Genomic DNA, 25,694 nt, shown 5'->3' with positions numbered 1-25,694 from the left:
TTACTTCAGTATAAAGCAACTTAAGTTGGAATTATAAGGTAAAGGAATGAGAAGATTATTTTAACGTCGGCAGTGCTTTACCGAATTTCATTTAAACTCTGCTGATGTTGACAAATTACTTCACCTCCGTATACATCAGCTTTGGCAACTTCATTGCCTTGTCAATCAGCTTAATATGAATTTCTAAAATTCCTATTTCTGAGGCAATATCAATCTTTTCGGGGTCGTCGGTTGGCATGTGGTAGTCGTCGTGACCGCCGGTGTGGAAGAACAAAACTGGGACTTTTTTCGCATAAAAAGACGCATGATCGGCACCACCGCTCCCGGCTCGGTCGGTAAAGAATTTAACACTTCCTTTCACCTCTTTAAACACTTCAGGCCATGCGTCGCTTGTGCCATACCCACCGATGCCTACACCTCTGTCTGCATTGTAACGGCCGATCATATCTAAGTTGCTCATGAAATTGATCTTATCCAAAGGCAACGTAGGATTGTTCACAAAATACCGCGAGCCAACCAAGCCCAATTCTTCCGCACCAAAAGCAATGAACAGGAAATTATATGGCTCTTTGATATTATTTTTTGAATAATAGCGCGCCAATTCCAATAGTCCCGCCACGCCCGACGCATTATCATCAGCACCATTGTGAATTTTCCCCTGCGGTTCTTTATCGCGCGAACTGCCCTGTTTTCCAATTCCCAAATGGTCGTAATGTGCGCCGATCACGATGGTGTACGGAGCGCCGTTATCCAACAAACCAATGACGTTATCAGCTTGGCGAATACTGTCGGGAACTACTATACGCCGTACTTTGGCCGTAAAAGGTTGGCGATACCCGTTCGTACCCAAAGGTGCCAAATCCAGTTTTTTGAATTCTTTAATGATGTATTTCGCGGCTTTTGCATTTTCCTTGCTACCGGTTCCGCGCCCTTTCATTTTGTCGCAAGCCAGGTAATTAATGTGCTTAGCAATACGATTTGCGTCGGGTTGAATACTTTGTCCAAAAAGGGAAGAAGAAATAAAAAGCAGTGCTAAAAGCCGAAAATGTCGCATGAAATAACGGGATAAATAATGCCGGTAAAGATAACCCGAAATCATACCAACACAAAAATAGCCGGCTTATGACCGGCTATCTGCATTGTAAATTTTTCTTTCCTGCTTGCTATCGTTTAACGAGCCCTACCACAAAAAGTAAAGCTAAAGCACCGATAACAGCGGTTAGAATTACGCCGATGATTCCCGCTCCCAACGAAATACCTAATTGGGCAAAAAGCCAGTTTCCGACAAAAGCGCCGAGAATACCTACGAGGATATTTCCGAACAACCCGTAGCCGAAACCACGTTTGATTTCGCCTGCAATCCAACCCGCAATTGCACCGATAATCAATACATAAACTAAATTATTCATTATAAATAGAGGTTTTGTGGTTACTCATCAATGCCTTATGACTGACGAGTAACCACAAACAGCAAAATAAAATCGGTATCTGCACTATTCCTTGAAAAAATACATGGCTAGCATGGAGGCAGTGGTATCGCCAATGTTTGTGGGTTTGTGCGGTAAGTTGGCATCAAAGAAGATAGAATCTCCCGCCGAAAGCACGTATTTCTGATCGCCGACGGTATATTCTATGTAGCCGCTGATGATGTATTTATATTCAAATGCATTGGTTTTAACCATAAACGAACGTGTAGCTTTGGGTGCTAATTCCAGCAAAACGATGTCCGTAGGCATACTTTGGATAGTGCGCGTCATTACCCGTTTATACGAAAATCCCTTTGACTGTTCTTTCTCAAATGCCTGATAGTCTTCACTTCGCTTCACTACTACTTTGCTTTCGGAAGCCTGCTCTACATCGGCAAAAAAATCGTTCAGATCCACACCTAACGAACGAATCAGATTGATCAATACCAATAATGATGGGATAGTTCGATTGTTTTCTATCTGCGAAATCAGACCTTTGCTTACCTGCGCCCGGTCGGCCAATTGTTGAATGGTAATCCCTTTGGACTTACGATAATCTTTAAGTTTACTGCTTATTTGGATAATTACTTCGTTAGCCATACGATTAAATGTAAAATTGAACTTTGTTTGTTAAGCAAGGGATTGGATTTCAACGCCTCAGATCTTTGCTGCTTTTGCGTGATACAAGCCGATTTACCTATAAATTCTACTTCATTACCGCAAAAATTTCATATCAATGGGTTTGTTCTCTATTTTTCCATTCAAATTATTGTCTCGAATGAACAGAGCTTATTGGTCAGTCGTGATTCATTTATTGTGTGTAACCGCGTTTTTGGCTTTGCCCTATATATTTGCGCCAAACGGGTTTTCACAAATTTTGGAGATCACGAGTAATCCACACGAAAGAAGTAATTTTCTGGCTTATCTGTTGATGTTAGGATTCTTTTATTTGAATTACTACATCCTGATCCCAAAGCTATATTTCAGCGAAAAGTATCTATTGTATGCGTTCAGCACGCTTTTATGCTTTGGCGTTGTTTTGCTGATGCTTGTTTCAATTGACCGCCGCGATATCTTTTTTCAACGCAAGCCGCCGCATCATGAATTCAACGCTGAACGCCGTCCTCCACCGAGTTTTGACGCTCCACAGCCTCAACTACCGCCACCGGCATTTCAAACAACACAACATAAACCGCCCTTCGGCTTTGAACTGAGCCATGCGTTGTTTCTCTTTTTGGCGGGAATTTTCGTTTCTCTTTCGTTACGTATAAACGACCGATTACGACAAACCGAACGCGAGAAAATAAACACAGAACTCTCCTTTTTAAAGGCGCAGATCAATCCGCATTTTTTGTTTAATACGCTGAATACCATCTATTCACTGGCCATTGAACAATCTTCCAAAACGGCTGATGCAGTCGTAAAGCTTTCGTCGCTCATGCGGTATGTAATGCGTGAGGCCGATACGAGCTTGGTGGCGCTGACCAAAGAGTTTATGTACATTGAGAACTACGTTGCCCTTCAGAAACTGCGTCTTGATGATACGGTTGAAGTCCATTTTACGGTAAAAGGAAATCCGAACGGCCAACAGATCGCACCTTTGATCTTGATCTCCTTTATCGAAAACGCGTTTAAATACGGTGTCAATCCGCAGGAAAAATCGCTGATCCGGATTCATCTTTCTATTGTCGAAAATCAATTGCATTTACGTGCTTTTAATAAAAAAGTGCGCGTTTTTCACGATGAGGAAACCTCAAGCGGAATCGGCATTGAAAATACCCAAACGCGACTGCAACTGATGTATCCGGGCAAACATGAATTGACGATTGATGACTCGTTCGGTAGTTTTACGGTAGATTTGAGGTTGGAACTTAGTTGAAAAACGGACGGGCCGTCCGTACCACATTAACATTAACTATGATTAAAACCATTGCTTTAGACGACGAACCGCCGGCGCTGCGCGTGATTACGCATTTTTGCGGTCAGGTAGATTTTGTTGACCTCCAAAAAACATTTTCCCGCACCGATGAGGCGCTGAATTACCTTGCCGGTCATTCGGTTGATCTGCTTTTTTTGGACATTAATATGCCCTCTATGTCCGGCATTGAGTTTTACAAAGTAATTCCTCAGGAAGCGATGGTGATTTTCACGACTGCCTACGCCGAATATGCGGTGGAAGGATTCAACCTCAGCGCCATTGATTATCTGTTGAAACCTTTTACGTTTGAACGTTTCCTGCAAGCGGTCAATAAAGCCAAAGAATATCAGCAGTTTCTCCAAAAATCCGAAACGCCCGAGCCACCTCAATACCTGTTTATCAAAGCCGATTACAGCGTTTATAAAATTGCTTTTACTGCTATTCTCTTTATCGAAGGACTGGACGATTATCTCAAGATACACATCGAAGGCAGCAAGCCCGTAGTAGCCCGTATGACAATGAAAGGAATCATGGAAAAATTGCCTTCTCAGGATTTTATCCGCGTGCATCGCTCATTTATCGTGCCTTTTCGCCGTATTGAAAACGTACGCAACAAATTCATCACATTGGCGGGCGAAGAAATCCCAATTGGTAACAGTTACGAGAAAGATTTCTTCCGATTGTTTAAAGATTAGTCAAAAAATCCCACCTTCACAGGGACGGTTGGCCGCTGCCGAGGGATTTAGGGTGCATCTTTCTCCTACACATTCATCCCATTTACCGCAAATTTTTAACACTTCGAAACGTTTGCTTCTCGCAGTGCGTACTGTTTATTAGTACACTTAACCATCTAAAATCCTGATTTGAATTTGCTCCAACTCTCCCTGTTTTTTTAATCCTAATCAACTAAAAACAGTGTCATGAGCAGTATATCAAAATTTGCAATCGCGGGATTGGTGGCTTTCAGTGTGTTGGCAGTAAGTTGCAAACAAAACGACCCCGACCCTCAAAATTCCACTACCACTCCTACTACCTCAACCACTACGGCCGACATTCGTGATTCGTTATGGGCTTATATGCAGGATGTTTATTTGTGGTACGACAAATTACCCACCACCTTCAATCCTCATAATTACAGCGACCCCGAAAGCGAAATGGACGCCTTGCGCGCCTATCAGCCATTGGATCAATGGTCTTTTGTTGAGAAAGCAAGTGATTTTAACAGTTATTTTTCCGACGGAGAAACCAGCGACTTTGGCTTTTGGATCAAATTCGACGCCAACAATGACCTGCGCGTTCGGTATGTGTATGCACAATCGCCGGCAGGGAAAGCGGGCGTAGAACGCGGTTGGAAAGTAACAAGCATTAATGGTCAGGCCATCGCTTCCATGTCGGACGATGCCATTGTGAGTGCTTTTTATGACGTTTCTTCCACTACGTTTGGCTTCCAAAAATCGGACGGAACTGCGGTTTCCATTCCACTTACCACAGCTACTTATACATTGAATACTGTTTTGTACACCAACACGTACGACATTGCCGGCAAAAAAGTAGGCTATTTGGTTTTTAACAGCTTTACGGGAACACCTTCTCAAAACGAACTTAAAGCGGCACTGACCAAATTTGAAACCGCAGGCATCAGTGAACTAATCGTGGACTTACGCTATAACGGTGGCGGTGACGTAGATACACAAACGATGCTCGCCAATGCCCTTGCTCCTACGAGTGTAACGCGTTCATCGGTGATGTTCAGTTATCAACACAACAAAAAGCTGTCTGATTGGGACGAAACCATTAAATTCTCCAAAACGGGCTCGCTCAATTTGTCGCGTATCTTCTTTATCACGACGTCATCCTCGGCCTCGGCTTCTGAATTGTTGATCAATAACCTTAAGCCCTACCTTGACGTAAAACTCATCGGCAGTGCTACGCACGGCAAACCCGTCGGAATGTATGGTTTTGAGGTAATGGATTATGTGATCGCACCGATCGCGTTCAAAACCGTTAACGCTAAAAACGTAGGTGATTATTATGATGGATTAGCCGTAGATGCCGCTGTTTCAGACGGGCTGTCCAAAAACTGGGGCGATCCGCTTGAAAACTGTCTGTCAACGGCCTTGAATTATATCCAAACAGGAAGTTTCACAACCACCGCTGCCGGCCGCCTATCGGCAGAACAGGAGGTTAAAAATAAGCCGTTCGACCTAAAAACCGTGCGTGATCTGGTGGTAAAATCTCCCGCGCTCAAGTAGCATTTACCGCAACAAATGCCCCCTTTACCTCAATTGCCGTTTTTTGCACAACGAAAGCTCCAAGGCCAACGTATTATCAAGTGTAATCAATCACATTCTCTAATCATCTCAAGAACATGGAACGCAAGGATTTTTTGAAAAGAAGTTTGTCTGTATTAGGTATCGCCGCCGTAGCTCCGTTGGTTGGCGCGTGCAGTAAAACCGAAGTTGATCCGACCACTACTACCGGCACTACCACAACTACCGGCTCAACCAACGGTACCACCGGCGGCACATGCGATACGACACCTTCTGAAACCGAAGGACCTTTTCCAACCAAAACGCCAACATCGTTGGTCATGAAAGATATTCGTTCAGACCGCACCGGCGTACCGATGACCGCAACGATCACCATCAAAAATAAAAACAATAATTGCGCCGCGTTGGAAGGGGCTTTGGTCGATATTTGGCATTGCGACAAAGACGGAAATTATTCAGAATACGGCGGAACGGGAATGCAGAGCACCAATTATACTACGGTTCACTTTTTGCGCGGTCGTCAAACGACCGACGCTAACGGTGCCGCAGCATTCACCAGTATCTTCCCGGGTTGGTATTCAGGACGTGCGGTGCATATTCACGTACATATCTATAATGCGACCGGTAAATCATTGTTGGTGACCCAGATCGCTTTTCCTGCTTCGGTGTGTGATACGGTATTTACCACCGCTACCAACTATTACACCAAAGGAAAAGCCGACACTACCAACGAAAAAGATAACGTATTCAGCGACGGTTTTGCCAATGAAATGTCAACCGTATCAGGAAGCGTAGCCAACGGTTATACGTTGACACACACCATCGTCGTAAGTGCTTAAGTAAAGAACTCCCATACGCTTCACAAAAGCCTTGGGAGTTTTGTTTTTTTATCTCACCGGCAGCAAAAAATGAAAGGTTTAATCAACTTGTGTTATCGTAAAGTCATTGACGCCTCCTCTCAGAAAGTGTGGGACAAGTTCGTTTTTGACGATACGTATATGGAGTTTTATATGAAGGCGCAGTATTTCGACCCCGAAGGCAAATACAAAACCTTGCCCGAACTCCTGAACAATGTGCCCAATGCCAACCAATTGCATGGCATGGTGAGTACGGCGGCCATTGGATATCTGCGTCAACTCAACGACATTGTTCCCGATGTAACAAATGCTCACGGAAAACTTCGTCTGCCTTTCAAGCGCTTCAAGTTTGAAATTGTTCATTCACATATTCAAAATAAAGCCGAACACAAAGTTGCGATCTATTTTTACAGCGAGCCGCTCACGTGGATAGACACCATCGGTGACCAACTTTTGATTGCTTACGGCGACCAAAGAGAAACATTAAACAAAGGCGAAGAAGTTGAAACTGACCTTATTGCGCTGCAACCTTACGTCAGCATTTCTTCCATCCAAAAATCAATTATCGCATGATTACCCAAACGGAAGCAACAATCTTTTTAGCCGAACAGCGCGGATGCTCACAAACCGATCGGTTTCGGAGTTTTCACAACTTCAATTTTGGGAGTTATCAAGACGAGCATCGTCAGCCTTTTGGTTGTTTGCGGGTTTTCAACGACGATACGCTCGCCGGCGAAACAAGCCTGAAAATGAATATAGACGAGAATACAGAGGTGATTTTATTGCCGCTTGTGGGAGCCGTTGAATACAAAAACAGTTTGGGAGAAACAGGTTTTGTGGAAGCCGGGCAAGTACAGATTTTCTCGGCCACTCAGGGCATGGAATACGAAATCACAAATCCATATTCCGACGAATTGGTCAATTTTTTACAGATATGGCTATCGGGAGAAAAGGAAGGATTTACGCCCGGTTTAACGCAAACCACGTTCGATTTGCAACAAAGGAATCAATTGCTTTCCCTTTTTTCTACCCAATCAACGGGTTATATCGGCAAGTTCGGCGGCCGTGAAGAAGGTATTTATGAAGTGCAAAGTCCGGAAACACACGGCGTTTTTATTTTCGTGATCGAAGGAGCGTTTGAAGTGCAGAATCGTCTGCTTCATCCACGCGATGGCTTGTCGCTGCAATCTGTAGAAGCCGTAGAATTTGAGGCCCTTTCCAACGATGCCATTCTACTGTTGTTAGAAGTTGTTTTTTAACCATATAAGAAATATGAGATCATATAAGTCTTATATTTCCTGATATGCCTTATATGGCTAAAAAAATAATTTTCGTTTAAGGATCATGGCCGCTTTAGCAATCCGCAACGAACAAAACAAAACCGTCACTATTTCCGCTAAACTTATCTTTTACGGAAACCACGCCACGGAAGAATTGGCGCAGGCAATTGCCAATGAGATTCGTGATATGTACCACGAACCCAAGGCATCCGTAAGCCTCGACGAAGAAAGGTACGAAGTTCGGATACGCATTGACTATGAACTCGTAAGCCTGGCAGAGGTTGTTCCGTTATCTATAGAAAACACCAATTTTCGCTACAATTTCATTCGCTTGGAAGCCCAAAATCACGTCACGCGCTCGTTCATGGGCTTTGGTTTGGGCGACAATGTCGGTCACTGGATCACGACCGATAACCTTGGAAAATCTACTACTGCCACGCATGAATTTGGCCACGCACTGGGTCTTGACCACCCCGCCCGAATTGATTTTCGGGGCTTGGGGAATCCGGGCATTATGGCACCGCGCGGTACTATTGTAGATGCTTCGTTGCAATGGAATCCACTCGTAGCGGCGGGCGAATACGGAGGTACGCTCAACCCACTTCATCGTCGCGTACAAGCTTACGAGATCGAAGCTATTTTTAAGGATATTGTTTTTGATGATAATGGTTACGCCGAAATCGGGCATTTGAGCAATGTGCTTTTTTCAGAAAACGGCAATGTTTTGAATGTGTTTTTTTAATCGCTGAACCAACTCTTTAGTAGCTTTTCCATATTATTATATCTATTACAGGCAAGGAGCTTAATTTATAAGCGAATGGTTTCCCATTACAATCCAAAATAGCCCAAGGGCAATAAGAACAATTGTTTACGTCAGAATCTAACAGAATGATAGGATCATTTCCATGCCAAGAAAGAGAGATTCGCCGAACGGGAGCGGGCAAATTAGCGCCGGGCGTATGATATTCTCCTAAAGTAACAATTGAACGAAGCCAATTTACCTTACTTTGACGGCAGTCACAATGGTCAGCTGCCGCCATTAAATAATAAGGCCCTCCCCGCTCATCTGCTTTACATCCCGCCAGACAAAGAAAAAAACAGGAAAATTATCTGTTGCATATCGGTATCCTTTTTTATAGTAAAGACTCATTTTACCTGATAATCGTTGGAAGAGTATTTTATAGAACCATTTCTATTCTTTGTTAAAAATAAAAACTCTCTTCCTGTCGTTCTCCAAAAGGTGCAAATCAGTCGATAAACACTTTAAATGCAGCCTTTTTGAAAAATAATCTACTACTGTTCAGCCTTTTTTTACTGCCTTTTTTATCCTTTTCTCAAGAGTATTATAAGCTGCGCGGCTACGTTTATTCAGAAAATAACGAGCCTTTGGCGAGTGCTACCGTTCGCGTAGTTAACAGCAACACAGGAACCGTAACCGATACGCAGGGTAAATACGAAATCAAATTATTGGAAGGCCTGAACCGCATTTCGGTTTCTTCGATGGCTTATCAAACGGAAGTATTTGAGGTGGTAGCGGCCAAAGATCTGGTAAAAAATGTTTTCCTGAAAATTGACCATAAGCAGTTGGACGAAGTTGTGGTGAAGGTCAAAAAGAAAGATTATTCGTACGAGGTCATTAAAAAAGTGATTGAGAACAAAGAAGCGATCTTAAAGCAATACCAAAATTACAAGGCCAAAGCTTATATTAAAAGTGTGGAATATATTGAGAAGAAAGTTGTAAAAAAGAAAGAAGAAGAATTACCACCCAAACCTGACGAGCAACTTAAACTAAGCGAAAAAGCGCAGCAAAAAAACGACAGCATTCCAAACCTCAATATTTTTGAATGTCAATTAATAAGGCATCAAAGCAACGCCGGTCAGCAAAAAGAAGAAAGAGAAGCCGTTAAAAAGATCGGTGATCAAAGCACACTCTTTTTTAAGTCAGTAACCGATGGCGAATTTAATTTATACCAAAATCACCAGAGAGTACCCAAAATAGGTGACAACGAAATTACTTCGCCCTTGAGTGACCTTACTTTTTTGAGTTACAGATTTCAGCTGATCAAGTATTATTTTGTCGGGCAAGATAAGATATACCAAATCAAGGTCATGCCCCGGGATCTGGGAAATGCCTTATATGAAGGCACGATAGAAGTGTTGGAAGATCGTTGGGTGTTGCGTAATGTAGATTTGAAATTAACCAAAAGAGGACTTCTTCGGTATGACGAATTTGGATTTAAGCAGGAATTTGAAAATATTCAGAACCGTTGGGTTACTTCAAAAATTACGTATACCTGGAAGGTGAAAGAAGGCGCAATAAAGAAATCAGGAAAGACCGAGGTCATTCACTCTGACTATGAATTTGATCTGAATTTGCCCAAACGCTTTTTTGGGGATGAAGTGGGTTTAACTACCGCAAATGCCTACAAAAGAGATTCTACCTTTTGGCAAAATATCAGGCCGCATCCCCTCACGAAAGACGAACTGAAAGTAATCAAAGAAAAAGAGCGACTCGAAATCCTACAAAACTCAAAAGCGTATTTAGATTCGATAGATAAAGTTTATAATAAGATCACGTTTCCGAGAGTCCTGTATTTAGGGATCGGACACATCAATCGAGCCAAGAAAACTACTTGGTATTTTGATCCGGTCTTGGGGCTTATCGACCCATTAGCCATTGGCGGCTGGCGTATACGTTACGGTTTGGGCTACTACAAGCGGCAGGAGAATCGAAAGCAGGTATGGGTAAACACCAATCTTACCTATGGCTTTAAAAATCAAGACTTAAGAGGTGGCATTAACCTCAATTATTTCTACAATCCTGTAAAGGTATCAAGCATAAATTTCGCGATCGGTTCGGGGTTCAACATCATCAATGGAGCAGCTACCATACGGGATATCATTAAGCGAAGTAATTTCTATCAGAATAAATTTATAGATATACGCCACCGTACCGAGCTTTTTAATGGGTTTTATCTCAACACACAGGCTTATTATGAGATCAGGAGCGATTTGGGAGACTTTAAATTCGGCTCCTTGGGCGATAAACTTTTCAACAATAACACCCCGCAGATTTTTCCTACGAGCCATGTGTTGAAAACCGGTATCAGCGTTGAATATACTCCTCGACAACTTTATTTGAGAGAACCCAACGAAAAAGTGATCCTAGGTTCAAAATACCCTACTTTCAGTGTCAGTTTAGATAGAGCTTGGCCCGTAACGAGCAAAAACTCCAATGTTTTCACCCTTTTGTCGGCCGCTGTCAGGCAAACCTTCAATGTAGGAATTATCGGTACCTCAGAATATCGGATAAGCGCCGGCAAGTTCCTGGATACTACCAGTTTAGCCGTTATGGATTATAAATACATGCGCGGCGGCGACGGCCGTTTTTTCTCTCCTGCAATGTTTACGTATCAGTTGATCCCTAAGACTTTCCCGGTATTCAACTGGTATATTGAATCGCATTATGTGCATCAATTCAATGGTTTTTTTACGAGTAAAATACCGTTTTTCAACAAAACCAAGATCAGAGAGATGGCCGGTGGCGGATTTTTATACGTTCCGGAACGAAATTACCAATACTCAGAAGTCTTTTTTGGGTTAAACAGAGTTTTCAAAATTGGTCGCGAAAGATTACGGATCGGAGCCTATTATGTGATAGGACAATCCAATGATTTTGGGGTTAGGAATGGCATCAAATTCTCGTTAGAGCCTTATAATCAAAGCAAAAATACCTGGAGTTTTTGAAATTCATCCGACAAATACGTCTCGGCCGGGCAGACGCAAGGCCTGCCCCTACGGCGGGTTAACTCTGCATTAAGCTCAATTTGCGGTAGAATCCTTTTTCTTCTGTCAGCAGATCATCGTGTGTACCGCGTTCGATGATCTTGCCACCGCTCAATACCAAAATCTCGTCGGCGTGTTGAATCGTGCTGAGACGGTGTGCGATGACGAGCGTTGTACGGTTTTTCATTAAATTAGTCAATGCCTCCTGCACCAGTTTTTCAGATTCGGTATCAAGGGCCGAAGTAGCTTCATCTAAAATCAAGATCGGCGGATTTTTCAGGATCGCCCGCGCAATGCTCAGGCGCTGGCGCTGTCCACCGGATAATTTTGTACCACGATCACCGATAAAAGTCTGATAACCATCATTTTGTTCAATGATAAATTGATGCGCATTGGCAATTTTGGCGGCGGCAACTACCTGTTCTTCGGTTGCATCTGTACCAAAAGCGATGTTATTAAAAATAGTATCATTAAACAAAATAGACTCCTGCGTTACGATGCCCATGAGGTCACGCAACGACTTGGTCGTTACATCGCGTAAGTCTACGCCATCGATCAGAATTTTACCACTTATAGGGTCATAAAAGCGCGGAACCATATCAGCCACCGTCGACTTTCCACCACCCGACGAACCTACCAATGCCACTGTTTTGCCTTTTTCAATGGTAAAAGAAATATTCTGCAAAACGGGAATACCTTTCTCATATTCGAAAGAGACATTCCGCAATTCAATGGCATTGTTAAACGATTTCACGTGCATTGCATTAGGCGCATCTTTTACTTCAATGGGGGTATCGATCAAATGCATAATTCGTTCACCCGACGCCACGCCGCGTTGAATTCCGCTCACGGCATTGGAAATCTCTTTGGCGGGCCGCAAAACCTGCGAGAAGATGATAATATAGGTAACAAATGTAGAAGCCGAAAGCTCAAAATTGTCTGATAAAACCATCGAACCACCGTACAGCAAAATTCCCGCAACTACGGCCACGCCCATAAATTCAGACATTGGCGGTGCCATTTCCTGCCGAAAAACCATGCGTAAAAGTGCATGGCGGTATCCTTGATTCTCCGCTTCAAAACGCTTCTGAATCACTTTTTCTGCATTAAAGCCTTTTACGACCCGGATACCGCCGAAGGTTTCGTCCAATACGCTGATGATATTACTCAATCGTTGCTGCACTTCAGAGGCTGATTCTTTGAGTTTTTTAGCCAGACTCCCGATAATGACGCCCGAAAGCGGAATCACGATCAGCGTAAAAAACGTCAGCTTGACCGACATCGCAAACAACGTAATGAAGTAAAAAATCAGCGTAAACAGTTCTTTGAACAATGCACTGAACGCCCGCCCCAACGAATTCTCGATTTCCTGCACGTCGGTCGTTACCCTTGAGATCAGATCACCTTTGCGTTCATTCGAGAAAAATGACAAACTGAGCCGAATGGCATTATCAAAGACGGCTTGTCTGAGTTGAGATACAGTATAAGCCTTGAAGTTCTCAATAATACGGATAGACAAGTATTTAAACACGTTGGACAGCAGCACACAGATCATAATAGCACCGCACACAAATTGCAAAGCACCGTACTTCCCGTAATCCTGAATAGCATGGCCAAAATAGTATTGAAATAAGTCCACCAAGTAGTCGGCATCAAATCGAAACGACGGAAAGATCAGTTGCTCAGGAATTTTAGCTTTTCCGAAAAGAACATCCAACAAAGGTTGGATCAGTGTAAAATTGAGTACCCCAAACAAGCTACCCAATAAAGAAGTAAAAAAGTACGGCCCCACGTATCGACTTAACGGACGCGCGTACTGTAAAATGCGCCAATAAATTTTCATTTAAATTTTTATATCAATTTTATCAATCCCAACAATGACGAGGTCTTTATAGTTGAGGAGATGAAGAAGTTTATCAATATTATTCTCAAAAACAGCTTTCAGTTCTTTAATTCTTATATTTCCCACTCGCACCAAAATCAGTTTTTGGGGTTGGTGTTTCAAAACAAAAGAATTATAAAAATCTTTATCTTTAGTAATTAAAACATAGTTCTCTCTTGCTATTAATTCTAAAATTTCCTTATCAGAAGTATCATTTTTATGGGGCAAATCAAGAGTGTGATATGCTTCATATCCATTGCTTATGAAAACAAATTTTAGTACAGGAGGAAGTTGCGCGTCAATGAGAAATTTCATGCCGCCAAATTTGCGCTTTGAACTTTAAGAGTAGCCAACGCATATTGGATACAAGCCAACAAATCCTCTTTTTCCAAATCAGGGAAGGCCTCTAAAACCTCGTCTATACTATCGCCTGCCGCCAAGTATTCCAAAAGCCCTTCGACCAAATATCGAGTATTCCTGACTGTAGGCTTGCCATGGCCAATGGTAGGATTAAGCGTGATACGACTTAAGAGAATTGTTTCCATCTTTATGCAAATTAAACGTCAAAGTTAATAAAAAACCCGGTGAGTTTAGTTTTCTCGAAGGTGCTTTCCTGCTATGACTACATGGCTGAATTAGTTTATCATAATTTAACAGGTAAATACTATCTAATCCTACGTTGAAGTAATTACGGCAAGAGCCCTATACTTGAGTAAATAATTGCCCTTCGTGCAGTAGAAATTAGTTTATAATATTTTTTAAAATATATTTGTACTTGTTATAAACTGTTCCTAACCTTAACGTGAAACTATTCGCTCAGGCAAAGTCTTATTTGCTCAAAAACAGGCTTTTAATAGGTATTGGCATCGCACTATCATGCGCTACAGCCGCATGCTTTCTAAACAGAGGCAACGCATCGGCAGCCTCCATTCCCGACGAAGTTGATTATAATTACCACATTCGCCCCATCCTCTCCGACCGTTGTTTTAAATGCCACGGTCCGGACGCCAACAAACGCGAAGCCAATCTTCGACTCGACACCGAAGCAGCCGCCTATGCCGCTTTAAAAGACAATCCAAAACAACACGCTATTGTCCCCGGTGACCTTGATCATTCGGCCGTTTGGCTCAGAATTACGACCAAGGATACGGCTGAACTGATGCCGCCGGTCGAATCAAATCTTAAATTGACCGATCACGAAATTGCACTCATCGAAAAATGGATAAAACAAGGTGCTAAATACAAACCTCACTGGGCGTTTATTGCTCCCGTTACTGCTAAACTCCCTGAAGTAAGCGATGAAGCTTGGCCTAGAAATGAAATAGACCGGTTTACGTTGGCAAAAATGGAGGAAAACGGTCTCAAACCCAACGAAGAAGCCGATAAAGAACGGTTGCTCAAACGTGCTTCTCTTGACATAACAGGTCTTCCGCCTTCATTGGAATTGCAGGAACGTTTTCTGAAAGACAAATCTGAGAATGCCTACGAAAAAGTGGTAGACGAACTGCTTAAAAGCAAGCATTACGGAGAAAAAATGGCGCTTCCTTGGCTTGATGCCGCCCGCTACGCCGACTCACACGGCTACCAGGACGACGGTCTGCGTACCATGTGGCCTTGGCGTGATTGGGTCATCTATGCTTTCAACCAAAACTATGGTTATGATAAATTTTTGACGTGGCAATTGGCCGGTGATCTGCTGGCCAAACAACAGGGCAAAAAAGTGGATGATCCCACGGCCAAAGAAATGCTGCTGGCAACGGGTTTTAACCGCAATCATAAAATTACGCAGGAAGGCGGCGTGATCGACGAAGAATACCGCATCGAATACGTTACCGACCGGACCAATACATATGGAAAAACGTTTTTGGCCTTAACGTATGAATGTGCCAAGTGCCACGATCACAAGTACGACCCCATTTTACAGAAAGATTATTACAGCGCCTTTGCGTTTTTTAATCAAGTGCCTGAAAAAGGGCTTTTCGGAACCATTGATGCGAATTTTGCCGATCCGCCCAACATGAAGATCACAACGCAGGATGTTAAGGATATTCTGAAATTTGTAAACAAGACTGACACTGCCGCCGTCATGGTGATGGTGATGCAGGATAAAGATACATTGCGCCCTACCCATGTCTTAAATCGGGGAAATTATGACCAATTGGGAGATGTAGTAAAGGCCAATATGCCCAATTTTATTCTTCCTTTTAATCCTAAAAAATACGCCCAAAATCGCCTCGGATTAGCACAATGGATGCTGGACGCTAAAAATCCACTTACGGCACGGGTGTTTGTCAATCGGGTTTGGCAGGATTTTTTTGGACGCGGGATCGTCAAAACCGTTGGTGATTTTGGCATGCAGGGCGAGCTTCCTTCTCATCCTCAGTTGCTGGACTGGTTGGCGGTCGATTTTCGGACGCATGGTTGGGATATTAAGCGATTGGTCAGGCAAATCGTTTTATCGGCAACCTATCGTCAATCTTCCGCGATCACCAAAGAGCATTTATCCAAAGACCCTGAAAATGTTTTTCTGGCTCGTGCGCCGCGCATGCGCCTTCCCGCAGAATTTGTGCGCGATCTGGTATTGTCGAGCAGTGGTTTGCTCAACCACGAAATTGGTGGCCCAAGTGTGAAACCTTATCAACCTAAAGGCTTGTGGGAAGTGGCCTCTTCGGGAAGAGGAAGTTTGAAAAGCTATATTCAAGACCATGGCGACAGTCTCTACCGACGCGGCATGTACGTGTTTATTAAACGTACTGTCCCGCCCCCTAATATGCTGATCTTCGACGCCAGCAACCGCGACCAATGTGAAGTAAAGCGCTCTCGTACCAATACGCCACTGCAAGCGCTGTTAATGCTCAACGACCCTGCCGTTTTGGAATCCGCGCGTGTTTTGGCGGAAAAATTAACGCAGGAAAAATCATCCGTTGACGATAAGATCAACAAAGCGTTTCGCCAAATCGTCTGTCGCCAAGCCAAAGCCAAAGAACTTGACGTTATACGCAGGTATTTTGATGAAGAAAAAACAGCTTTGACAAAGGAACCACAAAAGGCTACGAAATTATTGAGCGTGGGTGAGACGCCTTATTCAATTGATAGGAAACTGAGTGATAGTAACGGACTGGCAGTCCGTACCACAGCGGCGGCGCTGATGCAAACGATATTGATGGTGTATAATTTGGAAGAAGTAATCATGAAGTAGGGTATGAACGAATTCTTAGAAAACCGCTTTAACATAAATCGTCGGCATTTCTTGGGGAAAATGACCGCAGGCATTGGCAGTGTGGCGCTTGGTTCGCTGCTCGTACCCGATCTGTTCAAAGGTTCGGGCGATGATTCCGATGCATTGCCCCTGGGAATTCCGCACTTCGCCCCCAAAGCCAAACGAGTTATTTATCTGTTCCAAAATGGGGCGCCGTCGCAGTACGAAAGTTTTGAGTACAAACCCATGCTCAACAAAATGGCGGGCGAAGAACTCCCTGCTTCTATTCGCATGGGCCAACGCCTTACGGGCATGACTGCTAACCAAGCGAAGTTTCCGTTGGTGGGTTCGCATTTTCAATTTTCCCAACATGGCCAATCAGGCATGTGGATCAGTGAGTTGTTTCCCAACATTGCCAATATCGTCGACGACCTCTGCATGATCAAAACCATGAACACGGAGGCCATCAACCATGACCCGGCCCTTACATTCATGCAAACGGGTGCCCAGCAGGGCAATCGCCCCAGCATGGGTGCATGGGCAAGCTATGGACTCGGCAGTGAAAATAAGAATTTACCCGCTTTCTCGGTGTTACTGTCACGCGGCAAAGGCAACGGGCAGGGCGTTTATTCCAAACTTTGGACCAACGGTTTTCTGGATTCCACCCACCAAGGCGTGGTTTTCAGCAGCGGGGAAGAACCCATTTTATACCTCAACGACCCTGCAGGTACTGACCGGTCGGCGCGTCGCAAGATGCTCGACAATCTTTCTGAACTCAATACTATGGCGTACGACGATTTTGGTGACCCCGAAATCAAAGCCAAAGTGCAGCAGTACGAAATGGCTTACCGTATGCAAACCGCTGTGCCCGAGCTTACTGACTTTACCAAAGAACCAGACCATATAATTAAAATGTACGGCCCTGAATGTCTGGTTCCCGGCACCTTTGCAGCCAATTGCCTGCTGGCCCGGAAGCTTTCGGAAGCGGGCGTTCGGTTTGTTCAACTGTATCATCAAGGGTGGGATCAACACGGCAACATGGTGGGCGAAATGCCTTTGCAGACCAAAGATACTGACCGCGCATCGGCGGCGCTGATTACCGATTTGAAACAACGAGGCTTGCTCGACGAAACGTTGGTGATCTGGGGTGGTGAGTTTGGCCGTACTAATTACAGCCAGGGAACGGCTACCAAAGACAATTACGGTCGCGATCACCATCCGCGTGCTTATTGTACTTTCATGGCCGGCGGTGGCGTAAAACCCGGTACTGTTTACGGAGAAACGGATGATTTCGGTTATAACATCGTCCGCGACCCTGTGCACATCAACGATTTTCACGCAACCGTTTTGCATTTAATGGGCCTTAACCACGAAAAGCTGACCTACAAGCACTTAGGTCGCCGCTACCGCCTGACGGATGTAGCAGGAAAAGTAATTCCGGGGTTGATTGCCTAACACCGCAGTCGCTCGCATCCTGCGAGTGACGACTATTATAAGGCTTCCAGCCTTTGTTATTTTTTAGGCCGGAGGCCTGCTAATAATCGTCGCTCGCATCCTGCGAGCGACTACTGTAAATTAAAAATTATGTCAGAATTGCGTAAAGCAACTGTACCTGAAGCTACCTATTTCGTTACGCTTACTGTAGTGGGTTGGATAGATATTTTTACGAGGAAAGAATATTCAGATGAAATCATCAAAAACCTGAAATTTTGTCAACAGAAAAAGAATCTTAAAATTTTTGAATACGTAATAATGCCGAGTCATATTCACATCATTTGTCGTCGTAACAGGGGATTATTGAACGAGCTATTGCGCGATTTTAAAAGCTATACGGCAAAGCAATTATTACAACTTATTAGAGACAATCCTCAAGAAAGCCGTAAAGAATGGCTGGACTATATGTTTCAGTTTTTTGCCAATCGATACGCCCAGAATTCAGAATACATGTTTTGGCAAAAGACGAATCATCCGATTGAGCTTTACTCTAACAGAATCATTCAACAGAAAATTGACTATATCCATCAAAATCCTGTAGCAGCAGGTATCGTTACTGAGCCTTATTATTATTTATATAGCAGTGCCTGCGCCGATTCACCGTTGAAAGTAAGTAATCTATAGTGACGAATTAAAAGCTATCACAAATTTTATATCAAGTGCATTTTTAATAATATCATTTCCCTTACATGCTTTCATTTATCACTTATAGGAATGCTCCTGAGCAGATAAAAATTGTTGGTGACAGTTCGGCTTACAAGACTTAATAGGTTATCTTGAATCTGTCAAGAATACTAAAGATCACATGCATTTAATTTTTGAATCCGAAATAAATGATTATCCAATCTCCCAACAACAGAGCGAAGTTGTCATAATTAAACATGTCCGACTTGAATTTTCCGGAACTGATACCTGGACAGTGTAAAATTAGTTTACCGGCGCAGTCGCTCGCGTCTCGCGAGTGACGATTATTAGTAGGCCTCCGGCCTTCGTAATTTATTCGGCCGGAGGCCTATCAATAATCGTCACTCGCGAGACGCGAGCGACTGCTTAAACCGACATTTTCAAATGCCTCGTTTTCAAAACCTAACCTCATACCTACTCTTAGCCATTCACGCCTTGTTGGTGTTTTTGTTGGTATTTCAGGACAAAGTCACCATTCCTGCGTGGTTGCAGCCTGTTGGGCGAATGCACCCCATGCTATTGCACTTACCTATTGGACTACTGATTTTAGCAGGATTGCTGTGGGTTTTCAGGAAAGAATTTGAAGGCATCGGTTTTTCGAAACTATTTGGCTTTGTCTTGTCACTAACAGCCCTGACGGCTGCATTGGCGGCGTTAATGGGCTTCTTCTTATCACGCGAAGAAGGCTACACCGCAGAGGTATTGACTTGGCACAAATACACCGGTGTTGGTCTGAGTTTTCTGATCTATGGATTGGTTTTATTGCATCAACAATCTACAGGCCACAAAGGGCTTTTCAATCTTACTTTGACAATTAGTGCCGTAATTTTGGTTATAACGGGCCATTTTGGTGCAAGCCTTACGCACGGAGATGATTATTTATTTCCTGCTCAAAAAGAAAGTACTTTACTAATTGTTACTGACGATACGCCTGTATTTGAAGCAGCGGTACAACCCATTTTGAAAGCCAAGTGTTTTCAATGTCACAACGAACAAAAGACCAAAGGCGAATTGCTCATGACCACCCTCGCAGGTCTGTACAAAGGAGGAAAAAACGGCCCGATATGGGTCGCCGGCGATGCCCTCAACAGTCATATCATTCAACGCGCCAATCTTCCGCTCGACGACAAAAAGCACATGCCTCCCAAAGGTAAAGCCCAACTAACTCCTCAGGAAATCGATCTGCTTACGGCTTGGATCCAAAGCGGAGCCGATGTAAAAAAACCACTTAAAGCATTTGCCGACAACGACCCGTTGAAAGGATTGGCGCAGGCATTTTTGAACAAGTCGGCCGGTCCAACGGTTATTCCTGCTCAGACCTATACATTTGAGGCGGCTGCCGAATCAACCCTTGAAAAATTAAACAATCCCTTCCGAACTATCTTTCCCATTGCTTACAATTCTCCTGCTTTACAAGCTGATTTCTTTGTGCGGCAGGCGTACAAACCGGGGCAATTGGGCGAGTTATCAGACATTAAAAAGCAATTGGTGGTGCTGAATTTATCCAACATGCCCATCAAAGACGAAGATTTGAGCACCATTGCGCAGTTTGAGAACTTGGAGAAACTGAATCTGAATAATTCCGATATTACGGGTAAAACATTATCTGAGTTGAAATCGCTTTCGGCATTGACATCGCTCTCGTTATCAGGCACTAAGGTCACCAAAGAAGCCCTGCAAAGTTTAGGCAAAATGCCCAATCTGCAAGAAGTATTTGTTTGGAACACGCCGATTTCGGAGAAAGATATCGCTGAATTGAAAAAACAAAATCAACAAATACGCTTTGAGTTGGGCTACATTCCCAATGAATCGGAACGGCTCAAACTCAATCCGCCGATGTTGGTCAACGAGAAGTTTATTTTGACCGATCAAACACCCGTGACGTTCAAACATCCGCTCAAAGGTATCACTATTCGTTATACACTCGACGGCTCAACGCCTGATACCCTATCGTCTCCCATTTACAAAAATCCCCTTACGCTTTCCGATTATACAGTCGTAAAAGCAAGAGCGACCAAAGACAAATGGTACGCCAGCGATGTGGTGGAATATTCCTTTTTTAAAGGTACCTATCACCCCGCACTTGCCGAATTGATCAACGAGCCCAATCCCCAATACAAAGGCGAAGGAGGACATACACTCATCAATCAGAAGAAAGGTGAAGCAAGTGATTTCAAAAATCCGGCTTGGCTTGGCTACCGCGAAAAACCTTTTGAAGCATTGTTTACATTCGCGCAGCCCACTCCTTTGAAAACCGTTACGATGAGTATTGGCAAAAATTTGGGCGGTTTCATTTTTCCACCTGCTTCGGTAGAGATTTGGGGCGGGAACGATAAAGCGCATTTAACGTTGTTACAAAAAATTCAACCTGAACAACCAATGAAAGACCAGCCAACTCGGGTAGAAGCCATCCAAAGTCAGTTGAAAGCAGGCAACTATACCGTCATTAAACTCATAGCCAAGCCCGTCGCCAAACTTCCGGCATGGCATCCAAGCAAAGGACAACCTGCATGGGTGTTTGTCGATGAAGTATTTTTTAACTGAAAAAACCTTTGTTTTATATAGTTTTACCAAACTTAACTCCTAACCTCACTTCCAATGAAAAAAATCTTAAAATGGACCGGCATCGTGATTGGCGTCTTGGCCGTTGTATTATTCATCACCTTCAAATTCATCCAGTACAATACCAAAAAAGCAAGTCCCGAAGCTACCGCAGAATACAAGAAAGATGGCACCGAAATCTCGGTTTTTTACTGTCGCCCTTCCAAAAAAGGGAGAGTCATTTTCGGCGGTTTAGAGCCCTATGGAAAAGTGTGGCGGACAGGAGCCAATGAAGCAACCACGTTTACCACCAACAAAGACCTGACCATTGACGGAAAAACGCTTCCTGCCGGCAAATACACGCTTTGGACCATTCCCGGAAAAGAGAAATGGATGGTGATTTTCAACGGCAAAATGTATGGTTGGGGGGTTGATCTTAATCAAAAAGCCAGTCGGGAAGCTGATGCTGACGTGTTGCAGGTAGAAATTCCTGTGGAATCGTTAAGCAATGTTCAGGAGCAATTTCTGATCTCTTTCGACGAGGCAACTCCCGCTATGGTGCTGGCTTGGGACATGACCAAGATTACTGTTCCCTTCAAATAATCTAATGCAGTAGCTTTATCTTGAGGTGGCAAGGGCCGTTTTCTTTGACTTCAAAGGCGCAATCTTCAAAGTCCGGCCCTGACAATACCGGGTGAAAATTGTTGCTGAACCCATAAGGTTCTTTGGGATAACCCACAATGTTTTTGTCCAGTTTCCAATTATCATTCATGTCGTGATACAGCGCCAACGCGTAGCGGCCCGGTGGTAAGTTCATCACCGTACGCGCTTCTCCCTTGCCTGTTACGGCAACCATCTGCCCAAAATCGGGTTTGGTATACGTGCTTCCAAACGTATTCCCCTGCCGAAATACACCCAACCGCAATGTGCCTTTCGGATGACGAATATTGGTTATTTCAATGGTAAGGGCAATTTCGTCAGCGGGCAGAAAAGAGGTGATAAAGAAAAGAAAAAACAATAGCTTCATAGCAGGCTGTATATTAACAGATTGATACCATTACGATTCGGTTCACAAGGATTAGACAACTGAGGTCGGCGCAACCCTTATTCAAGAACTTATGGCACGCAACTTTTATTACTTTCATCCAAATTTTTCGCTCTTAAATGTAAGATAGAGGGTTTGCAATTCGTAAGTAATTGTCTATACTTGCGATATCAGTTTTCTAATTTAACCTATGTAATGAACGAAAAACCCAAACTATCATTTTGGCAAATCTGGAACATGAGTTTCGGATTTTTAGGGATTCAATATGGCTTTGGATTACAACAAGCAAATATGAGTCCAATTTTTCGCTATCTCGGTGCTGATGAGGCTTCCATTCCGGGCCTTTGGCTCGCCGGCCCGCTTACCGGTTTATTGCTTCAACCTATTATCGGAGCCGTCTCTGACCGCAGTTGGTCGCCAACTTGGGGACGCCGGCGCCCATTTATCCTTGCCGGAGCACTTTTAGGCAGTATTGCCATGATCCTGATGCCTAACTCTTCTGCCGTTTGGATGGCGGCGGGTTTGATGTGGATCTTGGATGCCGGGCTCAATTCAGCCATGGAACCTTTTCGGGCGTTTGTGGGCGATATGTTGAATGAAAAACAACGTCCCGTTGGGTTTGCCGTTCAGTCCTTTTTTGTAGGTTTCGGCCAAACGCTTGCCAATTTAATGCCTTACATTTTGCCGCTTTTAGGCGTTTCGATGGTTTTATCGGATTCTCAGTTGGCCAACGGCATTCCCAATTCCGTTCGGTATCCATTTTATATTGGTGCCGGCTCTATTCTTTTGGCGGTATTTTGGACCATGCGCACCACCAAAGAGTACCCACCGGAAAATGATGATTATAAAAAAGTGCATGTTTTTTCGGAAGAAGAAAAAAAGTCTATCTCCTTTTGGCATTTATCATTGGCCGTTGGAGCCGCCATTTTGGGATTCGGATTTGCTTATTTCTCCGGCGGCCTTGCCAATGGCCTCAAATGGGGCTTGGGAATTTTGATCGGAGGCTACCTGATATTAATGTTGCCTGTTTTCAAAGAGATATTGGCTCCGCTTTCCTCCATGCCTACCGTCATGCGTCAGTTGTGGTGGGTAAAGTTTTTTACGTGGTATGGTTTACCGTTGATGTGGCAATATCTTTCTTTAGCCACTGCCAAATATGCATTCAATGCCCCCGATGCGGTTTCTAATCCAATCGGTTTTGAAGAAGGTACCAAATGGGGCGGGCTTTGTTTTGCCATGTTCAGTATTTCGTGCGCGGTTATTTCATTTTTCATTCCCCGCATTGCCAAAGCCATTGGCAGCAACCGAGGTACTCACGCCCTTTTTATGTGCATCGGCGCCGTTGGCTTTTTTATGACGCTGCTGTCAAATGATAAAATGATTTACCTGGCAGGTATGACAATCATCGGTTTTATGTGGGGGTCCATCATGTCAATGCCTTATCTGATGTTGGCGGCAGCTGTACCTAAAGAGCGTATGGGTGTTTATATGGGCATTTTTAACGGTTTTATCTGCGTTCCGCAGTTTATAGGCATGCTTACCGTTCCGCTTTTCTACAAAACATTGTTAGGCGATGACCCTCGCAATGCCCTTGTTTTGGCAGGCGTTTGTATGCTCTTGGCGGCCGCTTCCTGTTTTTTGGTGAAAGAATCAAAATAATGTAAAATGATAATAACCGTAAAAGCCCCGACAGTTTCGTGCTATCGGGGCTTTTACATAAATTGGGAATAAGCTTCTTCCGTTTACTTTCTTCTGAAATTATACCCTAAGGTTACGAAGAAGAGTTTAGATTCTGTGCCGTTGTAAGGTTTTATTCCACCTTCTGAAAAACCTTGGTTCAGGAAGTCATTTAAATAATACTGCACTTTCAAACCAAATCCGCTTTTAGATTGAAATCCGACAAACACCGCAGGCATAAATTGGTTGGTTCTATCGCTGAACCATTCGTTGAATTTATCTGTCTTCTCACCGTTAATAAAGGTTTTTTGTTTGTAATTGACGGCAAACCCCGCTTCCGCTCCACCATACACGTAAAATTTACGTAAATCGCCGATCTTGATCCCTACCGGAATGCCGATGGCGTACACCCGTTGTTTGAGTTTGAATTTATCGGTTCTGACGGTGCCTACGATTTCTTCCTCCGTAATCATCCCGATATTGGTCAAATTTAATCCTCCAAATACGCCAAAATTATTTCCTAAGTCCAGGTTGGCATTTGTGCCTATGTTAAAAAATAAGGTGAACCGAGGAATACTGTTTACGTCCTTTCCATTGCGACTCACTCTGGAAAGTGATAACAGGGCACCGTTACCTCCATGTGTGTAATAGACCTTTGAAGGTTTTTTGTCTATTGTTTCTTCAACACTGTCTTGGGCAATAGCCGTAATGGATGTCAAAAGGGCGATGGCGAAAATGATCTTTTTCATGGCTGTTGATTTGTTTAGTTAAGAACTGATTCTCGTAAACAAGATGCGTTCAACCCGTCAAAAAGTTACTTGATTGAGGTTAAATGGCTAAAAAAAAGGACAAACGTTCCAAATAAGCTTCCAAACGGCAAAGTACAGGCTGATTGCAAAATAAATACCTGAGTTCTTATTTGTAAAAGCGAGCATTTTGGACTCAACCGGATTAAAATCTAAGATAAACTTTTTTAGACTTGCGAATTTTAATAAATACTGCTAACTTTGCAGCCCATTTTGATAGAAAAGTGAAAGCGCTAACACAGTACGACATAGGCATTTACGGTTTGAAAGACAAACAATATGTCTATAATTTTGAATCAGGCCGCGAATTTTTCGAGGAACTGGAGCAAGATTTAATTCAGAACGGTCATTTTAAAACACATTTGACCATCGATAAGTCTGCTACGATGCTGATCCTAAATTTTCGCATCGAAGGAGTTGTCGAGTTGGTATGTGATCGTAGTTTAGAAAATTTTGAAGAGCCGATCGACCTAACAGAGAAGCTCATTCTGAAATTTGGCGACCACGATGAAATACTGGCCGAAGATATTGAGCTCATTCGTCACGAAACGGTTCGAATCAATGTAGCTCAGTATATTTTCGATTTCATTGCGCTCTCTTTGCCGATGAAAAAACTTCATCCGCGTTTCAGAACCGAAGAGGATGAGGAAGAAGACGGCTTACTGGTCTATCAATCAACGGATGAACCCGAAGAGCAGCAGGACGATGCAGACTCTTCCGATAACGGAGAAGTGGACCCACGTTGGGCTGCTTTACAAAAATTAAAAGGAAAAGAATAAGTATTTTTTA

23 protein-coding genes are annotated in these 25,694 nt (G+C 43.5%); 15 read left to right on the top strand and 8 right to left on the bottom strand.

Annotated elements, in window-relative coordinates:
• Positions 1-115 precede the first annotated feature (115 nt).
• From ACQY73_RS25180 to ACQY73_RS25170, 3 genes are all read right to left on the bottom strand, one after another.
• Entirely contained in the window at positions 116-1,054 is a 939-nt protein-coding gene (locus ACQY73_RS25180; RefSeq protein ID WP_428656343.1) for a M20/M25/M40 family metallo-hydrolase, read from the bottom strand.
• Positions 1,055-1,163: 109 nt separating this feature from the next.
• Positions 1,164-1,409 carry a GlsB/YeaQ/YmgE family stress response membrane protein gene (locus tag ACQY73_RS25175; protein WP_428656341.1) on the bottom strand — a complete coding sequence of 82 codons (246 nt, stop codon included), beginning with the start codon at positions 1,407-1,409 and terminating at the stop codon, positions 1,164-1,166.
• Positions 1,410-1,493: 84 nt separating this feature from the next.
• A complete protein-coding gene (locus tag ACQY73_RS25170; protein WP_428656339.1) occupies positions 1,494-2,066 on the bottom strand; it encodes a helix-turn-helix domain-containing protein in 573 nt (190 codons plus the stop codon).
• Positions 2,067-2,244: 178 nt separating this feature from the next.
• On the opposite strand from ACQY73_RS25170, the gene ACQY73_RS25165 reads away from it, so the two are divergent.
• The 8 genes from ACQY73_RS25165 (at position 2,245) to ACQY73_RS25130 (ending at position 11,538) form a co-directional block, all read left to right on the top strand.
• Positions 2,245-3,345, top strand: a complete 1,101-nt coding sequence (locus tag ACQY73_RS25165) for a sensor histidine kinase (RefSeq protein WP_428656337.1) — start codon at positions 2,245-2,247, stop codon at positions 3,343-3,345.
• A gap of 38 nt (positions 3,346-3,383) precedes the next feature.
• The gene (locus tag ACQY73_RS25160; RefSeq protein WP_428656334.1) at positions 3,384-4,079 is read left to right on the top strand and encodes a LytR/AlgR family response regulator transcription factor; all 696 of its coding nucleotides are present in this window, start codon (positions 3,384-3,386) and stop codon (positions 4,077-4,079) included.
• Between the two features lie 225 nt (positions 4,080-4,304).
• Positions 4,305-5,636 carry a S41 family peptidase gene (locus ACQY73_RS25155; protein WP_428656332.1) on the top strand — a complete coding sequence of 444 codons (1,332 nt, stop codon included), beginning with the start codon at positions 4,305-4,307 and terminating at the stop codon, positions 5,634-5,636.
• A gap of 116 nt (positions 5,637-5,752) precedes the next feature.
• On the top strand, positions 5,753-6,493 hold the full coding sequence (locus tag ACQY73_RS25150; protein ID WP_428656329.1) for an intradiol ring-cleavage dioxygenase: 741 nt from the start codon (positions 5,753-5,755) through the stop codon (positions 6,491-6,493).
• A 69-nt stretch (positions 6,494-6,562) separates the two neighbouring features.
• Complete coding sequence (locus ACQY73_RS25145) at positions 6,563-7,084, top strand: hypothetical protein (RefSeq protein WP_428656327.1); 522 nt, start codon at positions 6,563-6,565, stop codon at positions 7,082-7,084.
• Positions 7,081-7,770 (top strand): pirin family protein, encoded by a 690-nt coding sequence (locus tag ACQY73_RS25140; protein ID WP_428656324.1) that lies wholly within the window; start codon positions 7,081-7,083, stop codon positions 7,768-7,770. The genes ACQY73_RS25145 and ACQY73_RS25140 overlap by 4 nt, the downstream gene beginning before the upstream one ends.
• Before the next feature lie 85 nt (positions 7,771-7,855).
• The gene (locus tag ACQY73_RS25135) at positions 7,856-8,533 is read left to right on the top strand and encodes a hypothetical protein (protein WP_428656320.1); all 678 of its coding nucleotides are present in this window, start codon (positions 7,856-7,858) and stop codon (positions 8,531-8,533) included.
• Positions 8,534-9,069: 536 nt separating this feature from the next.
• Entirely contained in the window at positions 9,070-11,538 is a 2,469-nt protein-coding gene (locus ACQY73_RS25130) for a DUF5686 and carboxypeptidase regulatory-like domain-containing protein (protein WP_428656318.1), read from the top strand.
• 58 nt (positions 11,539-11,596) lie between these two features.
• Here ACQY73_RS25130 and ACQY73_RS25125 read toward each other — a convergent pair whose 3' ends face one another.
• The 3 genes from ACQY73_RS25125 to ACQY73_RS25115 are packed head-to-tail and all read right to left on the bottom strand — an operon-like array spanning position 11,597 to position 14,004.
• The gene (locus tag ACQY73_RS25125) at positions 11,597-13,420 is read right to left on the bottom strand and encodes an ABC transporter ATP-binding protein (protein WP_428656316.1); all 1,824 of its coding nucleotides are present in this window, start codon (positions 13,418-13,420) and stop codon (positions 11,597-11,599) included.
• Positions 13,421-13,774, bottom strand: a complete 354-nt coding sequence (locus tag ACQY73_RS25120; protein WP_428656314.1) for a DUF5615 family PIN-like protein — start codon at positions 13,772-13,774, stop codon at positions 13,421-13,423.
• Positions 13,771-14,004: a DUF433 domain-containing protein gene (locus ACQY73_RS25115; protein ID WP_428656312.1), complete on the bottom strand. Its 234-nt coding sequence runs from the start codon at positions 14,002-14,004 to the stop codon at positions 13,771-13,773. Before ACQY73_RS25115 ends, ACQY73_RS25120 begins: the two co-directional genes overlap by 4 nt.
• 257 nt (positions 14,005-14,261) lie before the next feature.
• Between ACQY73_RS25115 and ACQY73_RS25110 the strand changes: the two genes are divergently transcribed.
• The 5 genes from ACQY73_RS25110 to ACQY73_RS25090 all read left to right on the top strand — a co-directional run bounded on the left by ACQY73_RS25110 (position 14,262) and on the right by ACQY73_RS25090 (position 21,980).
• Entirely contained in the window at positions 14,262-16,658 is a 2,397-nt protein-coding gene (locus ACQY73_RS25110; protein WP_428656310.1) for a DUF1553 domain-containing protein, read from the top strand.
• A 3-nt stretch (positions 16,659-16,661) separates the two neighbouring features.
• Positions 16,662-18,113 carry a DUF1501 domain-containing protein gene (locus ACQY73_RS25105; protein ID WP_428656308.1) on the top strand — a complete coding sequence of 484 codons (1,452 nt, stop codon included), beginning with the start codon at positions 16,662-16,664 and terminating at the stop codon, positions 18,111-18,113.
• Between the two features lie 129 nt (positions 18,114-18,242).
• The gene (locus tag ACQY73_RS25100; RefSeq protein ID WP_428656306.1) at positions 18,243-18,776 is read left to right on the top strand and encodes an REP-associated tyrosine transposase; all 534 of its coding nucleotides are present in this window, start codon (positions 18,243-18,245) and stop codon (positions 18,774-18,776) included.
• A 444-nt stretch (positions 18,777-19,220) separates the two neighbouring features.
• Entirely contained in the window at positions 19,221-21,380 is a 2,160-nt protein-coding gene (locus ACQY73_RS25095) for a chitobiase/beta-hexosaminidase C-terminal domain-containing protein (protein WP_428656303.1), read from the top strand.
• A 54-nt stretch (positions 21,381-21,434) separates the two neighbouring features.
• The gene (locus ACQY73_RS25090; RefSeq protein ID WP_428656300.1) at positions 21,435-21,980 is read left to right on the top strand and encodes a DUF2911 domain-containing protein; all 546 of its coding nucleotides are present in this window, start codon (positions 21,435-21,437) and stop codon (positions 21,978-21,980) included.
• Between the two features lies 1 nt (position 21,981).
• Here ACQY73_RS25090 and ACQY73_RS25085 read toward each other — a convergent pair whose 3' ends face one another.
• On the bottom strand, positions 21,982-22,404 hold the full coding sequence (locus tag ACQY73_RS25085; protein WP_428656298.1) for a DUF2141 domain-containing protein: 423 nt from the start codon (positions 22,402-22,404) through the stop codon (positions 21,982-21,984).
• Positions 22,405-22,617: 213 nt separating this feature from the next.
• Between ACQY73_RS25085 and ACQY73_RS25080 the strand changes: the two genes are divergently transcribed.
• The gene (locus ACQY73_RS25080) at positions 22,618-24,081 is read left to right on the top strand and encodes an MFS transporter (protein ID WP_428656296.1); all 1,464 of its coding nucleotides are present in this window, start codon (positions 22,618-22,620) and stop codon (positions 24,079-24,081) included.
• A gap of 83 nt (positions 24,082-24,164) precedes the next feature.
• Here the strand turns inward: ACQY73_RS25080 and ACQY73_RS25075 are convergent, their stop codons facing one another.
• A complete protein-coding gene (locus ACQY73_RS25075) occupies positions 24,165-24,848 on the bottom strand; it encodes a hypothetical protein (protein WP_428656294.1) in 684 nt (227 codons plus the stop codon).
• 230 nt (positions 24,849-25,078) lie between these two features.
• Between ACQY73_RS25075 and ACQY73_RS25070 the strand changes: the two genes are divergently transcribed.
• The gene (locus tag ACQY73_RS25070; RefSeq protein ID WP_428656292.1) at positions 25,079-25,684 is read left to right on the top strand and encodes a YceD family protein; all 606 of its coding nucleotides are present in this window, start codon (positions 25,079-25,081) and stop codon (positions 25,682-25,684) included.
• Positions 25,685-25,694: the final 10 nt, after the last annotated feature.

The organism is Runella sp., assembly GCF_965279615.1.
In the GTDB taxonomy this organism is placed as follows: domain Bacteria; phylum Bacteroidota; class Bacteroidia; order Cytophagales; family Spirosomataceae; genus Runella.
The sequence above is the reverse complement of the archived record's forward strand: the minus strand, read 5'-3'. Positions and strand labels throughout refer to the sequence as shown.

Excerpts from the sequence above, each read along its gene's own strand:
- ACQY73_RS25180 (WP_428656343.1), bottom strand. The coding sequence starts at position 1,054 with ATGCGACATTTTCGGCTTTTAGCACTGCTTTTTATTTCTTCTTCCCTT.
- ACQY73_RS25175 (WP_428656341.1), bottom strand. The coding sequence starts at position 1,409 with ATGAATAATTTAGTTTATGTATTGATTATCGGTGCAATTGCGGGTTGG.
- ACQY73_RS25170 (WP_428656339.1), bottom strand. The coding sequence starts at position 2,066 with ATGGCTAACGAAGTAATTATCCAAATAAGCAGTAAACTTAAAGATTAT.
- ACQY73_RS25165 (WP_428656337.1), top strand. The coding sequence starts at position 2,245 with ATGAACAGAGCTTATTGGTCAGTCGTGATTCATTTATTGTGTGTAACC.
- ACQY73_RS25160 (WP_428656334.1), top strand. The coding sequence starts at position 3,384 with ATGATTAAAACCATTGCTTTAGACGACGAACCGCCGGCGCTGCGCGTG.
- ACQY73_RS25155 (WP_428656332.1), top strand. The coding sequence starts at position 4,305 with ATGAGCAGTATATCAAAATTTGCAATCGCGGGATTGGTGGCTTTCAGT.
- ACQY73_RS25150 (WP_428656329.1), top strand. The coding sequence starts at position 5,753 with ATGGAACGCAAGGATTTTTTGAAAAGAAGTTTGTCTGTATTAGGTATC.
- ACQY73_RS25145 (WP_428656327.1), top strand. The coding sequence starts at position 6,563 with ATGAAAGGTTTAATCAACTTGTGTTATCGTAAAGTCATTGACGCCTCC.
- ACQY73_RS25140 (WP_428656324.1), top strand. The coding sequence starts at position 7,081 with ATGATTACCCAAACGGAAGCAACAATCTTTTTAGCCGAACAGCGCGGA.
- ACQY73_RS25135 (WP_428656320.1), top strand. The coding sequence starts at position 7,856 with ATGGCCGCTTTAGCAATCCGCAACGAACAAAACAAAACCGTCACTATT.
- ACQY73_RS25125 (WP_428656316.1), bottom strand. The coding sequence starts at position 13,420 with ATGAAAATTTATTGGCGCATTTTACAGTACGCGCGTCCGTTAAGTCGA.
- ACQY73_RS25120 (WP_428656314.1), bottom strand. The coding sequence starts at position 13,774 with ATGAAATTTCTCATTGACGCGCAACTTCCTCCTGTACTAAAATTTGTT.
- ACQY73_RS25115 (WP_428656312.1), bottom strand. The coding sequence starts at position 14,004 with ATGGAAACAATTCTCTTAAGTCGTATCACGCTTAATCCTACCATTGGC.
- ACQY73_RS25105 (WP_428656308.1), top strand. The coding sequence starts at position 16,662 with ATGAACGAATTCTTAGAAAACCGCTTTAACATAAATCGTCGGCATTTC.
- ACQY73_RS25100 (WP_428656306.1), top strand. The coding sequence starts at position 18,243 with ATGTCAGAATTGCGTAAAGCAACTGTACCTGAAGCTACCTATTTCGTT.
- ACQY73_RS25095 (WP_428656303.1), top strand. The coding sequence starts at position 19,221 with ATGCCTCGTTTTCAAAACCTAACCTCATACCTACTCTTAGCCATTCAC.
- ACQY73_RS25090 (WP_428656300.1), top strand. The coding sequence starts at position 21,435 with ATGAAAAAAATCTTAAAATGGACCGGCATCGTGATTGGCGTCTTGGCC.
- ACQY73_RS25085 (WP_428656298.1), bottom strand. The coding sequence starts at position 22,404 with ATGAAGCTATTGTTTTTTCTTTTCTTTATCACCTCTTTTCTGCCCGCT.
- ACQY73_RS25080 (WP_428656296.1), top strand. The coding sequence starts at position 22,618 with ATGAACGAAAAACCCAAACTATCATTTTGGCAAATCTGGAACATGAGT.
- ACQY73_RS25075 (WP_428656294.1), bottom strand. The coding sequence starts at position 24,848 with ATGAAAAAGATCATTTTCGCCATCGCCCTTTTGACATCCATTACGGCT.